We start from the raw sequence: 13,304 nt of genomic DNA, 5'->3' as shown, positions 1-13,304 counted from the left end.
CCCTTTTGTTCTCAAGCTTGGAAGTATTATTCTCGGTTATGTCTTCCATTATTCCAATTCCAGTTCCAGCTCCAGTGTTTTCATTTATACAAAACAAAAAACGGCAATCCAAGAACGATCTCTTAGACTGCCGTTTATTCCAATGATATGATTCGAAAATAGAAATCTTTAAAGAGCCGCACTGCCTGTGAATACAACTTCAGCCGGTCCCGTCATATACACATGGTTATCCTCTTCATTCCATTCAATGTAGAGATCACCACCCTTTAGACTAATCCAAGCCGCTCGGTCTGTCAGACCGTTCAGCACAGAAGACACTAGAGTTGCGCAGGCTCCAGTCCCACAGGCTAAGGTTGGTCCAGCTCCACGTTCCCATACCCGCATATCTACTCGGCCTCGATTCAGAACCGTCGCGAATTCAACGTTAACCTTTCTTGGAAACAATGGATGCACTTCTAGTTTCGGCCCCCATGTCGCAAGATCAAAGGCTACGGCATCCTCGACATATATAACGCAATGAGGATTACCCATAGACACTGCAGTAAACTTAAATACGGTTCCGTCTGATTCAATCGGCTCTGAGAGCACTGGTTCTGCATCAATCGCTACCGGAATTTGAAGTCCGGACAATACAGGTTCACCCATATCCACCGTTACTGTTTCAACTACACCGTCTTTCACATTCAAGGTAACCTTTTGTTCTCCGGCACCAATCGTTTCTATAACAATCTGCTCGGAGTTCACCAAGCCATGCTCGTAGACATATTTGGAGACACATCGAATGGCGTTTCCGCACTGCTCCGCTTCCGAACCATCAGAGTTCATAATGCGCATCATAAAATCGCCACGTTCAGACGGCAGGATGTAGACAAGTCCGTCCGCACCAATTCCGAAGAACCGATTGCATAGTGTTATAGCAAGTTCCGCTGCATTGCTCGGAAGCTCTTGCTCACCAAAAACTACGATGAAGTCATTACCAAGGCCGTGCATTTTTGTGAATTCCATTAAACGTCCACTCCTAAAGGTTATGTTATGTTAGCATTCGCTTAGGCTTAATGATCTGTGTAATATAGCCCAGCGCACGTATACGAGCTGTTAACTGCAACAAGTATACCTTTAGGAATGGAGCATTAGTATTGACTTTATGCTGAAATTTTTGTACTTTTTATCATCGAATTACTGCCGCTACGTCCTTTGTTACGTTTACCACCCCAAACACTTCCCGCACCCATCAAGAAGGTCGGGATCCCCGCTGTCACAAATACTAGACACCATTCGCGGAAATTAAGCGGCACCGTTTTGAAGACAGGCTGGAGAAAGGGTACGTACATCACAGCCAGCATCAGAATTACGGATGACAATACTGCAAGAACCAGGTACTTATTCTGGAACGGATTTCGATGGAACACCGAACGGGAACTGCGGCAATCAAAGACGTGAATCAACTGAGCCATAACGAGTGTCGCAAAAGCTACGGACTGTGCTCGAATCAGCTGCGCTGGATTCTCTGGTGCCACTCGTAAGGTTAGCCAAAATGCACCTAACGTACATAAACCGATTAAAAAACCACGGCTTATGATCTTCCAGCCTAAACGGCGGGCAAAAATATTTTCCTTCGCACCACGCGGTTTATGCTCCATCAAATCCTTCTCGGGCTGGTCAACACCAAGCGCCATCGCTGGAAGTCCGTCTGTCACCAGATTGACCCATAAAATTTGAATAGGCACTAACGGCAGAGGCAGACCGAGCATCATCGCAAAGAACATGGTCAAGATCTCTCCTACATTCGATGCGAGCAGGTAACGAATGAACTTACGAATGTTCTCATAGATGTTTCTACCCTCTTCAATAGCGGCAACAATGGTTGAAAAGTTATCATCCCCTAAAACGAGTGAAGATGCTTCCTTGGTCACATCTGTACCGGTGATCCCCATAGAAATACCTATATCTGCTGCTTTAATCGCTGGCGCATCATTGACTCCGTCTCCGGTCATAGCCACAACATGACCCCGGCGCTGCAAAGACTTCACGATACGAAGCTTATGCTCAGGAGATACGCGGGCGAATACAAACACATTATCCGATACTTTATCCAGCTCATCATCATCCATCCGAGTCAGTTGAGCCCCTGTCAGTACCGTGCCCCCACGTTGTAAAATTCCTAATTGATGCGCAATGGCCTCTGCAGTTGTTCCGTGGTCCCCGGTAATCATTACAGTCTTAATCCCTGCTCGGCGTGTGATGCTAATGGCATCACGAACTTCACGCCGCGGTGGATCAATCATTCCAGCCAATCCGATAAAGACGAGTTGGCTTTCTGCATCTTTTTCACTATTTACATGTTCACTTGGGCGCATATCACGATAAGCCATACCTAGTACACGAAGCGCGCCCGAGGCCATTTGCTCATTCGCTTCAAGCACCTTCTGCCGTAAAGTTGGCGTTAAAGGCACCACACCGCCCTCCCAGAGCATATAAGAACAGCGATTAAGCAGTACATCAGGCGCGCCTTTCGTACATACCATTCGTCCTCCGGGATGACCAATAATCACTGACATTAACTTCCGCTCGGAATCAAAAGGAAATTCCTTCTCCCGGGAGTAAGTGACGGCTAACGTCTGGGCGGTTAAACCCATCTTCCCTGAAAGTGCCACAAGCGCTCCTTCGGTTGGATCTCCCTTGAGTTCCCAGATGGACGAGCTGTCAGATGACTTATCAACGACAATATCCTTATCCTTTCCTTTACGCTTACCCCTTACTTCGGCAGGAAAGGTCTCGATAATCTCCGCATTACTGCACAAAGCACCAACCTGTAGCATCCGTCGTAAACTTTGATCATTTTTGAGATCTACAGGCTTCCCTTTCTCCAGAACCTGTCCGTTCGGAGCATAACCTTCACCTGTTACATCAAGCCCACGTCCACCCGTCCACAATCGGGTCACCGTCATTTTGTTCTGAGTCAATGTTCCCGTCTTGTCCGAACAGATTACGGATGCACAGCCCAAGGTTTCGACCGAAGGCAATTTACGAACGATGGCCTTACGTTTTATCATCCTTTGAACGCCCAGCGCAAGTGCAATAGTTACAATGGCTGGAAGCCCTTCGGGAATCGCAGCGACTGCCAAGCTTACCCCAGCCAAGAACATAGCTGTGGCAGGCTGTCCATGTAAAATACCGGCGGCTACAACCACAATCGTTAAACCTAGTGATACATAGATCAAAATTTTCCCTAACTGTTCGAGCCGATGCTGAAGCGGGGTCTCCTGAGATTCCGTATTTTGGATCAGATCTGCAATCTTACCCATCTCTGTGTTCATGCCCGTTCGAACCACGATAGCTTTACCAGTCCCCCTGGTTACCATTGTGCCCATGAACCCGAGATTCTTTTGATCGCCAAGCGGAATCTCTTCTGCGTGGATCACATCCGAATGCTTCGAGACAGGCAATGATTCCCCAGTAAGCGCGGATTCCTCCACATATAAAGAACTGCAATCCAGCCATCGTATGTCCGCAGGAATTCGATCACCGCTCTCCAGCAAGACAATATCACCAGGGACTAACATCTTGGCTGGAATTACCTCGCTATTCCCCCCGCGCAGCACTTTGGCAGAAGGTGCGGAGAGCTGTTTTAAAGCTCTTAGCGAACGTTCGGCGCGAAACTCCTGGACAAACCCAAGGGCTCCGTTGAGAAGGATAATTGCGATGATCGTGATGGCATCCAAATATTCGCCAAGCAAGCCGGACACGAGCGTCGCACCCATGAGCACAAGCACCATGAAATCCTTAAACTGGTTCAACAGCAGGGTAAACGGGGATACCGTCTTTCCTTCGGACAGCTCGTTAAACCCATTTTGCTTCCGTCGCTCCGCGGCATCCTCTCCACTGAGGCCCGTCCTCGGATGGACATTGAACATTTTCTGCAGCTCTTCTGCACCGAGCCGGTGCCAACTGTTTTGTTCCATGACTTTTCTTTCCCTCCCGGTCGTTTCTTGACTTCCGGCGGCGCACAGCTTTTCCACCTGTTCATGACCAAGTGTATTCAAGGTCGTCCAATAATATCACCGCTTAACCAATTCCCCTTTTGCACGAATGTCCCAAAGTATGGCATCATAGAGAGGTAAGCTTTAACGACCTCGTCGTTCTTATAAGGACGGTAAGGGTTTAAGCGAGAAATATAAGGGATAAAGTAATGTATGAAACTTATACTTTCTTATATTTCCAGAAATTCATTTCACGTCGACAGGAGAACTTTATCATGGCATTAGACGGCATTGTTACCCGAGCTATCGTGCACGAACTGCAATCATTCATCGGTGCGCGCATAGGCAAAATATATCAACCGAATAATCACGATCTTATCTTCAACCTGCGGGGTGCAGGCGGCGGTGGCAAGCTATTGCTCTCTGCTAATCCGACATATCCGCGTCTGCATCTTACAGAAAGAAGCAGCATAAACCCATCAGAAGCCCCTATGTTCTGCATGCTCATGCGTAAGCATTGTGAAGGTGGGGCTATCGAGAGTATCACTCAGGTAGGCATGGAACGAATTATTCACATAAACGTTAAGACTAGAGATGAGCTCGGAGACGTCTCCGCCAAAAAGATCATCATAGAGCTCATGGGACGTCACAGTAATATCATCCTTACAGATCTTAGCACTAGTACGATCATAGACGGCATTCATCATGTTACTCCATCGATCAGCAGCTACCGGATTGTAATGCCCGGCGTCGCTTACACAGAGCCTCCCCAGCAGCATAAGCTGAACCCTCTGGAAATTGACAAAGAGCAATTTCTCAATTTAATCTCGGCTGCTGAAGAAGCCGCTTTACTGGAAGATGATGCGAAGGAGAGCGAACCGGAAGAAATCATAGAAGGCGAACTGGCTAATCTGATTACAAAAGAAGAAGTTGAGCAAAAACCAGACGGCTCAGGCGGTCCCTCCCCATCGGCTGACCCTGTAGGCTGGATGGTGCACGCCTTCAGCGGAATGAGCCCACTTGTTGCCGGAGAGATTGCTCTGCGCCTCAGAAATGACCTGGCGGCAGGCGGTACACAGGGATCTACAGCAGAATTTCCAACAAAATTATGGGACAGCTTCCAATCTGTTATGGGACCCGTACATCGTTGCGAATTCTCTCCAGTTTCAGGTGCGAATGCGAAAGGAAAAATGATATTCTCCGCGATTCCTTTAACTCTATTGGGTGAAAATGCGAAGACATACAACTCGATCAGTGAGTGCATGGAGGACTATTACGGGGATAAAGCCGAACGTGATACGGTGAAACAACGGGTCAGTGATTTGATCCGATTCCTGAGCAACGAAAGAAGTAAAAATGTTAAGAAGCTTGCCAATCTGCAGAAGGATCTAGACGAAGCGCAGGACGCAGATCGCTATCGCATTTGGGGTGAGCTGCTGTTCGCGTCATTACATGTCGTGTCCAAAGGGGATAAAGAAGCCTCATTGGTCAATTATTATGACGAAAATCAGGCTGAAATGGTCATTCCACTCGATCCTTTATTAAGCCCATCGGAAAACGCGCAACGTTATTTTAAAAAGTACAACAAATATAAGAACAGCCTTCTAGTCATTAATGAGCAGTTGATTAAGACCCATGAGGAAATCACCTACATGGAAAGTTTACTTCAGCAGCTTGCTCATGCCTCATTGAATGATATTGAGGAGATCCGCGACGAGCTTGTAAGTCAAGGATATTTACGCGACAGAAGCAAAAAAAGAAAGAAGAAGAAAAAAGCAACCAGACCTACATTGCAAGTCTTCACCTCGTCTGAAGGCATCGACATTTATGTCGGAAAAAACAATTTACAGAACGAATACGTCACCAACCGACTGGCTTCACCCAATGACACTTGGCTGCATACCAAGGATATCCCTGGCTCTCATGTGGTCATCCGAAGTGAAGAGTTTGGGGATGCCACCCTGGAAGAAGCAGCCCAGATTGCGGCTTATTTCAGCCAGGCGAAGCAGTCAAGCAGTGTACCTGTAGACTGCACGCTGATCCGCCATGTCCGTAAACCAAGTGGCTCCAAACCCGGATTTGTGATCTATGATCATCAGAAGACGTTGTTTGTCACACCGGATGAGGATCGAATTAAGCGACTTCCCAATACTTTGAGAAGCTAAACAACAAAAAGAACCGGTTGTCGTCCTGGTATGGATGACAAGCGGTTTTCTTTTTTCAGTGTATTATGTGCAACTGAATGAACTTAGTTTTAACGTAACATGCCAGCAACCTTCTTCAACTGCTCCAACACTTCAACAGATACCGTAACACTACCGATATCTCCGTGAAAAACAACCCCTTGGCGGGCACCGTGAAAATCCGAACCACCAGTTATAATCAGGTCATACTGTTCAGCCATTGTTAGGTAACGCTCTGATTCAGCGGGTTCGTGATCCGAATGATAGACCTCAATCCCTTTAAAAGTCCCCCGCTCCACAATTTCTCGTACCAGCTGATCCTCACCGTATAAGCCTGGATGTGCCAATACTGGAGACCCACCCGCCTCTATAATCCAATCACAGGCTTCCTCGGGCGTGATTCGTGGAGGCGACACGTAAGCTGCTGCACCTTCGGCTAAATACTTATTGAACGCATCTCTCATATCCGTAGCTGCTCCAAGACGAACAAGCTCATCAGCAATATGTGGTCGACCAATACTCTCATCAGGCTTCAGTTCCCGTCCAATCCCAGCGACAACTGCCTCAAGCGTAATTTCAATCCCAAGTCCACGTAATTTAGAGATGATCGCCTCATTCCTTAGTGCCCGGGTTTCTCTTAGCCCTTCCAAACGGGAAAGAAACAACTCATTTGCTGGATCTATGTAGTATCCAAGGACGTGAATATCTTTTCCTTCAGCACGAGTGCTGATCTCTACACCCGGTACAACAGTGATTCCGTACTTCTCTCCTGCTTCGAGAGCTTCCTTCACACCAGCCACAGTATCATGATCCGTAACGGCAACTGCGATTAGTCCCTTCTCTTTAGCGAGACGTACATTTTCCTCCGGTGGCTGCATGCCATCAGAGGCTTGAGTATGCGTGTGAAGATCACATCGTGAGGCGTCAATATTCTCCATTCTGTCGCCCTTCAGTTCATCCACTCTAGTTTCATTCTCCATTTCTATCACCTCTACCGCTAGTTTCTAAGTTTCCTGCCTCTGGTCATATAACTTTAGTTATCATTCGAATGCTCGCGCAGAAAAGTCAAGAACGTCACCGCAGATATTGGCAGCAGTGTCGATTTTAGATGAATGGCGTAGAATTGTCTTTTAAATGAGGCATCCGAGATATTCACGATTTTCAGTAGTCCAAGCGCAACCTCATGTTTAACAGAAGAAGTCGAGATAATAGTAACCCCAAGACCCGCCTCCACTGCCGACTTCACAGCCCCCGTACTACCAAGCTCCATCACTATTTTCATTGATCCCGGATCAAGCCCCTTCGAGAACAGCTGTTCTTCCATCACACGCCGCGTTCCCGAGCCCTGCTCACGCAGGACGAAGGGATGCTGAAGCACATCCTCCAAAGTGACCTTTTGCTGCTCTGCAAGCGGATGATCATGGGGCACAATCAACTTCAATTCATCCCCCATCACCGGCTCAATCACCATATCAGGATGTGTTACCGACGCTTCAATTAAACCAAAATTCAACTGATGTTTTAGGATTTCCTCCATAATCTGCGAGGTATTCATAACTTTCATCATGATTGAAATGTTCGGATATTGCTTTCCAAAAGGACCTAAGAGCCGTGGCAGCACATACTCCCCAATGGTAAGGCTTGCCCCAAGCTGCAAGCGCCCTTCCAACATATGCGTAAACGCCGACATCGCTTGATCTGTCTCACGCATCAATTGAATACTGCGCAGCGCGTATGGCATTAACGTATGACCTGCTTCGGAGAGCACGATTTTTTTGGTAGAACGATTGAAGAGTTTGGTTCCAAAATAATCCTCCAGCGCCTGTACTTGCATGGTCACTGCCGGTTGAGTCATATGTAATGTCTGTGCCGCTGCCGAGAAGCTCCCTCGCTCTAAGACAGTATAAAAAATATGTAATTGATGAAAGTTCATGCTCTGCAACTCCTTGTGCTATCTATAAAAGAATCTTAAGGATTCAGTACGATATGAAGCTTATAAAAGCTTATTTTCAAAAAGGACATGCAGCCAACGCCGCATGCCTCCTGTCTGTTCTTTATACACTATTTGCGTTTACGCTTCTTCTTCGTTAGCTTAGTGCGGCGGGAATTGCGCAGCAGCGAAAAGTAAGTTTTTAAATCTCTCAACTGAGGTGTCGCAGAGATTCTCCCAAGAAACGAAACGATGATCATAGAATATAATGGCTGACCTGAAATATCTTTTTCACCTATCAATTCCGTGAACTCAGCGATTACTACAGAGTCATCGTCAATTAAATACGCGTTAAAATCACTGTCTGAAAAGGGCTTGAGCCGATTCTGCATCAGGCATTGCCACATCCATGCGGCGACCTCTTCGTCATTGCTTACACCTTTACTGATCCGGTCCAAATAACGACTCTTCGCATGATTTGTTATAACGATGTCAGCGACCCTGTAGTCGTTCAGCATGATGTGGAAGGGCTCGTAAGAGCTGGGCCAATCCGTCCCTTTGTTGCGCATCATCATCACACTCCACCATAAGGGTCTTTGTATGTACTTAATGTTGTCATCTTACCTCATTGCTGAAAGTTGTACAAGTTCCATACCACGGTAGAAACCGTGTTCGCTCCAGATCAGAGCATAAAAAAACAGGTGCTACTTAAGCACCTGTTCATCTCCAAGAATTACATACCGTAATTACGGGACTTGTCCGGCCCATTACTAGTATACTCTGTCTTAATTTCGTTACGATAGGATCTTTCGATCTTACGAACGTAGGAGAGTCTGCGGACATTCTTCATAACTTCCTCGGCACGTTCTGCATTTACATACATCACTGCATAATGCATTTTCCGAGAAACATAATGTAATGTTCCGTATTTCTCAAGGTTACGTGCCGCTTTAACGTCACTTACCCAAATGATGTATCCTGTCCGTTCCGCAAACATAAGCTAAACCGCCTTTCTCTCTCTAAATCCTAAGGGAAGCTTATCCGCAGGAGCATTTTCCCCCGCTACCGCATCCACCTTTAGGGGAAGGATCATTGCTTGGTACTTTAATGCTATCCGATACTGAAAAAGCAATCGCTTCCGACATAGAATGCAGAATGTCATCAAGAGTCATCTCTGCCAGCTTAAAACGAGCAACCTCTTCAAACTTCTCCAATTCCGCTTCTACTGCCGAAACCTCATCCTTCGCTGAATGATAATTCGGATGAAAATGTCCGAATCGCTGTGTTTCTTCAAACAGCTCCTTCTTGGCTTGAAGTTGTTTGACCATGGCCTGAATTTCCGGGTTCGAATCAACCCGTCCTTTCCAGTATAAGTAATCCGACACTTCAGCGGATTGATTAATCATATCGCCTAATTCATAGGCGTATGTCAGCACTTCAGTCATATCGACCGTATTTAATTCCGCTACGCTCATGAACTCAGCTCTTTTCTACGTTAATGTTCTACCGAATTCAGTAGACTTTTCTATCATACCATAATCACTCGCTTCAGCAGAAGAGGAATTTCTTCGTCTTTTGGGAATTACTAACTTCATTTCCTTCCAATCTTCAGGAGTCAGCTCTATTTCCTCAACCGTTTCACCATCGTTATACAGCAGATACCCTTCCACTTTCCAAGGATTACCTTTTATTCTGGAGGGAATGAAATCTAACATTTGGTCCTTTAAGGAAAACCGCACCTTAATTCCCCATTTCAGCCCTTGCTCCATTACTTTCTGAGCGGTTGAGCTATGATAATGGCGCCATTCCTTGCTCCAGATCTGTGGCACATTTTCTCCACCTAATAAGATATCTTCCTCCTGCTCAGGATAAATTACAGGTAGGTTTAAAAAGGGATTCCCTCTGTCGAGTAGCCTAAGTTCAACATTTAGTACTGGAAGTGAATACAACTCTGGCTCGGTTTCGGTTGCTTGATGAAATGAAGACCAATCAGTGTCCACCTCTTCCTCACGTTCTCCAATCATCCTGGAAGGGGCCAATCCTGCTAAGAACAGCTCCTTACGCATCTGCTCCACAGATTCCGGAGCTACAAGGAAATGAAGCGGTCCAATACGTTTAAGGCTACTTTGCAGTCGCGGATGGGCGGCAATAGCCGCTCCGTCCTCCTCCGTCTGGCAAGTCAACAGAATCACTTCAGAGAGTGATGTTCGGCCAATGCTCTTTCCCCATTGCGCTAAAGACAGCTCCACCACAGATGGCAGACCACCCAGTGCATGTTCTTTAATCCAAGCTATCGCTTCTTCTGGAGGCATCCCTCGTTCTGATGCATGCACTAGCATCTCACGAGTCAGCCGGAAGCTCCACATCGTATCTGTTTGCAGAAGTTCAGCGCATTCAGCTAAAACCCAGCGCACAGTATAGAGAACATCAGGTGGAATCAGGACTTCAAAATCGGGCTGTACAATAAACTGGTCATTCGAATGCTCTGACACAGAATCAGGGAAGGACTCGCTACTGTACAACAGCTTCGGTTTTGAAGCAGTCCAGCGAAAACACTGGATACCCTCAGGCGTGCTCCCCAGTTCACACCATCCAAAGCCTGTTAGACAACGAAGCCAGTTCAAGCTTGATTGTTCCAGCTCTTTTCGGGTAACTGTTCCAGTTAAATTCATTTCTGCCATCCAGTCCAGAAGCTCAGGCAACGCTGTCCATTTCTCTGATATAAGAGCATTGCTGGATATTAAATAGCGAAAATGCTGATCGGCAGGCCCAATGCTTCCAAAACGATGAATACCAATCCCATACAGGATGTCAGTCATTCTTGTCTCAGGAAGTTGCAACCAACGTCTCAGCATATCCTTGTCAAGTCTATAGCCGGTTTTCAGTCTGGTAATAAGCCCAAGACACAACATAATATCTACTACAAGAGCCGCTGACAGAGCATCCATTTCATTCGATGGAGCGCCCATAGAGAGCCCCGCTAAATGCTTTTCCTGAAAAGAAAGCTGAGACGCTAAACGATTTAAATTCTTTTTATGAATAATTCCCTTAGCGGTTAAAGGTAAGCCTTCACGAGCGGTGAACAGCAAAGCCCGAAACAGATCTACTGCCAGTCCAGCACCCGCCTCCATGGATAGATTCACTGAATAACCCTCAATAAACTTAGGTTGGTATGGGAAGAATTCTTGCTCTAGAGCTGATAGTTGTTCAACAGGAATCTGATACAGCTTCTCCCCCAATATTTTATGCCTCGCAGTTAACAGCCCTGCGCGCCGCAGTTCATTCATTGCAAGCTTTTGCTCTGCCCGGCAGAGCGACGCAGGACGCAAACGCTCTTCTTTTCCCTCGTCAAAAGGCTGGGACGCGTGAGCAGCACATAATCGCTTTAAGACCTCTAAGGCTTCCGCTGATAGCTGGTTCAATGGATCGTTAGCCCCTTTCCGTTCGGCACCATTTTAACGACATATTCATACCCCTGTTCTGTCAAAAACATCCGGCGGCGCATAGCGAAATCCTGCTCCCGGCTATCTTCAGATACCAGCGAATAGAAGTACGCCTTGTTCTCACCCGCCTTCGGACGCAAGATTCGTCCCAAACGCTGGGCCTCCTCCTGCCTGGATCCAAAAGCTCCTGAAACCTCAATAGCAATCGTCGCGTCTGGCAAATTCACCGCAAAATTCGCTACTTTAGAGACAACAAGCACCTGTATTATTCCCTCGTTAAAAGCTGCATACAACTCGTCTCTTTCCCGCTGCTTCGTTTTACCCGTAATCAAAGGTGCACCGATCTTGTCTGCCAGTTCAATTAATTGGTCGAGATACTGTCCAATAACCAGAACCGATGATCCCTGATGGGTTTTTAGAAGCTCGACTATAACCTCAGCTTTTGCAGGATTGCATGAGGCCATACGAAATTTCTCTTTCGCTTCAGCATACAAATACTTCTGTCTCAGCTCAGAGCTCATCGGTACGATCATCTCGACACATTCTACCTCTGCAATCCAGCCCTGCTGCTCCAGCTCCTTCCAAGGCATGTCGTAACGCTTGGGCCCGATCAATGAGAATACGTCCCCTTCCTTCCCGTCTTCTCTAACCAGAGTTGCAGTGAGACCTAGTCTTCTAGTTGCCTGAATATCTGCTGTAGCCCGGAAGACTGGAGCTGGAAGCAGATGAACTTCATCATAAATAATCAAACCCCAGTTGCGTTCATTGAACAGCTTCATATGGAGAAAAGGACCGCCTTTGGATTGACGGTGCGTTAATATCTGATAGGTAGCTATAGTAACAGGCCGCACTTCTCTTTTTTCACCGGAGTATTCACCAATAGACTCATCATCCAAATCGGTTCGCTCAAGCAGCTCGTCTACCCATTGTCTTACCGAAGTTGTATTTGAAGTTAAGATCAGTGTTTCGCATTGTAGACTTTCAAGAACGGCCAATCCCACTACCGTCTTACCTGCTCCACAAGGCAACACAACTACCCCGCTGCCCCCCTGCCCTTCTATGCCTTGAAACATCTGAACAGCCTCCTGCTGATATTCACGCAGTCCAAAAGCTTCACCTTTCCCTCCATCCTTTACGTGATCTTTAGAATCCTTCCAGGCCAAACTTAGAGCTTGCCCGACATGATAACCAGCATAATCCAGTACAGGATAGCCTAGTCTTATCAGTTCTTGCTTTAAAAGCCCTCTGTTCTCCGCACGGCATGAGCTTTCTAGTGAATTTATTCTCTGCAAACCTAACGCCTTTAGACCTGATTCATTAACTAGTCCATTCAGAATTTCAGCTGTCTCAGCCTTAAGCGTAATGATCTCATTCGTAGTCTCCTGACCGTGAAGGGTAAGCTTCCCATACCTAGAGAGAAGAGCTGCGATCTCATCCTCCAGCCCGGCAGGAACACCCCAGCGCGCGAGTTGATGCAGACTTGAAATAATCGTTTCAGCTGTATAATTAAGCGCTGCTGCATTCCATAATGATAATGGAGTGATTCTATAGGTGTGAAAAGCCGGGGGACTCTTTACGAGCTCTGCAAAGGTTCCTAGTTCTTTTCTTGCCTTCTCAAAACCAGGATGTGCACATTCCAGTAAAATCGTCCGATCCCTGCGCACAATGCAAGCCCCTGTTTCATTCATAACGTTCCCTCCCCAATCATTCGTTTTATTCAAGCTTGCGCTATGTAATCTGCTTACATTCATACAAGCAAAAGCGCATT

The 13,304-nt window shown here is 46.7% G+C and carries 10 protein-coding genes; 1 reads left to right on the top strand and 9 read right to left on the bottom strand.

Going from position 1 to position 13,304, the window contains the following annotated elements; translation table 11 throughout:
- Window positions 1–168: 168 nt before the first annotated feature.
- Window positions 169–1,005 carry a diaminopimelate epimerase gene (dapF, locus tag MHB64_RS12500; protein WP_341134537.1) on the bottom strand — a complete coding sequence of 279 codons (837 nt, stop codon included), beginning with the start codon at window positions 1,003–1,005 and terminating at the stop codon, window positions 169–171.
- Between the two features lie 137 nt (window positions 1,006–1,142).
- A complete protein-coding gene (locus MHB64_RS12495; protein ID WP_094868531.1) occupies window positions 1,143–3,962 on the bottom strand; it encodes a calcium-translocating P-type ATPase, SERCA-type in 2,820 nt (939 codons plus the stop codon).
- A gap of 293 nt (window positions 3,963–4,255) precedes the next feature.
- Here MHB64_RS12495 and MHB64_RS12490 point away from each other — a divergent pair, with 293 nt between their 5' ends.
- Window positions 4,256–6,145, top strand: a complete 1,890-nt coding sequence (locus MHB64_RS12490) for an Rqc2 family fibronectin-binding protein (protein ID WP_341134536.1) — start codon at window positions 4,256–4,258, stop codon at window positions 6,143–6,145.
- Between the two features lie 89 nt (window positions 6,146–6,234).
- On the opposite strand, the gene MHB64_RS12485 is transcribed toward MHB64_RS12490, so the two are convergent.
- The 7 genes from MHB64_RS12485 to MHB64_RS12455 all read right to left on the bottom strand — a co-directional run bounded on the left by MHB64_RS12485 (window position 6,235) and on the right by MHB64_RS12455 (window position 13,224).
- Window positions 6,235–7,143, bottom strand: coding sequence for a PHP domain-containing protein (locus MHB64_RS12485; RefSeq protein ID WP_445671610.1), 909 nt, complete (start codon window positions 7,141–7,143; stop codon window positions 6,235–6,237).
- Window positions 7,144–7,196: 53 nt separating this feature from the next.
- Window positions 7,197–8,096 carry a selenium metabolism-associated LysR family transcriptional regulator gene (locus MHB64_RS12480; RefSeq protein WP_341134535.1) on the bottom strand — a complete coding sequence of 300 codons (900 nt, stop codon included), beginning with the start codon at window positions 8,094–8,096 and terminating at the stop codon, window positions 7,197–7,199.
- A 128-nt stretch (window positions 8,097–8,224) separates the two neighbouring features.
- A complete protein-coding gene (locus MHB64_RS12475) occupies window positions 8,225–8,662 on the bottom strand; it encodes a hypothetical protein (protein ID WP_094868656.1) in 438 nt (145 codons plus the stop codon).
- A 164-nt stretch (window positions 8,663–8,826) separates the two neighbouring features.
- On the bottom strand, window positions 8,827–9,090 hold the full coding sequence (locus MHB64_RS12470) for a YlbG family protein (protein WP_042126853.1): 264 nt from the start codon (window positions 9,088–9,090) through the stop codon (window positions 8,827–8,829).
- Between the two features lie 40 nt (window positions 9,091–9,130).
- Window positions 9,131–9,568 (bottom strand): YlbF family regulator, encoded by a 438-nt coding sequence (locus MHB64_RS12465; protein ID WP_094868528.1) that lies wholly within the window; start codon window positions 9,566–9,568, stop codon window positions 9,131–9,133.
- Between the two features lie 15 nt (window positions 9,569–9,583).
- Entirely contained in the window at window positions 9,584–11,515 is a 1,932-nt protein-coding gene (locus MHB64_RS12460) for a helicase-associated domain-containing protein (RefSeq protein WP_341134534.1), read from the bottom strand.
- The gene (locus MHB64_RS12455) at window positions 11,512–13,224 is read right to left on the bottom strand and encodes a DNA repair helicase XPB (RefSeq protein WP_341134533.1); all 1,713 of its coding nucleotides are present in this window, start codon (window positions 13,222–13,224) and stop codon (window positions 11,512–11,514) included. Before MHB64_RS12455 ends, MHB64_RS12460 begins: the two co-directional genes overlap by 4 nt.
- Window positions 13,225–13,304 lie beyond the last annotated feature (80 nt).

This window comes from Paenibacillus sp. FSL K6-2859, from assembly GCF_038008265.1.
GTDB lineage: Bacteria > Bacillota > Bacilli > Paenibacillales > Paenibacillaceae > Paenibacillus_AQ > Paenibacillus_AQ nitricinens.
Note: the sequence above shows the minus strand (reverse complement) of the source record. Positions and strands in the feature narration are given on the sequence as shown.

Bases quoted from the DNA above. Each gene is read 5' to 3' on its own strand.
- MHB64_RS12470 (WP_042126853.1), bottom strand. From the start codon at position 9,090: ATGTTTGCGGAACGGACAGGATACATCATTTGGGTAAGTGACGTTAAA.
- MHB64_RS12480 (WP_341134535.1), bottom strand. From the start codon at position 8,096: ATGAACTTTCATCAATTACATATTTTTTATACTGTCTTAGAGCGAGGG.
- MHB64_RS12495 (WP_094868531.1), bottom strand. From the start codon at position 3,962: ATGGAACAAAACAGTTGGCACCGGCTCGGTGCAGAAGAGCTGCAGAAA.
- MHB64_RS12465 (WP_094868528.1), bottom strand. From the start codon at position 9,568: ATGAGCGTAGCGGAATTAAATACGGTCGATATGACTGAAGTGCTGACA.
- MHB64_RS12455 (WP_341134533.1), bottom strand. From the start codon at position 13,224: ATGAATGAAACAGGGGCTTGCATTGTGCGCAGGGATCGGACGATTTTA.
- MHB64_RS12490 (WP_341134536.1), top strand. From the start codon at position 4,256: ATGGCATTAGACGGCATTGTTACCCGAGCTATCGTGCACGAACTGCAA.
- MHB64_RS12485 (WP_445671610.1), bottom strand. From the start codon at position 7,143: ATGGAGAATGAAACTAGAGTGGATGAACTGAAGGGCGACAGAATGGAG.
- dapF (WP_341134537.1), bottom strand. From the start codon at position 1,005: ATGGAATTCACAAAAATGCACGGCCTTGGTAATGACTTCATCGTAGTT.
- MHB64_RS12475 (WP_094868656.1), bottom strand. From the start codon at position 8,662: ATGCGCAACAAAGGGACGGATTGGCCCAGCTCTTACGAGCCCTTCCAC.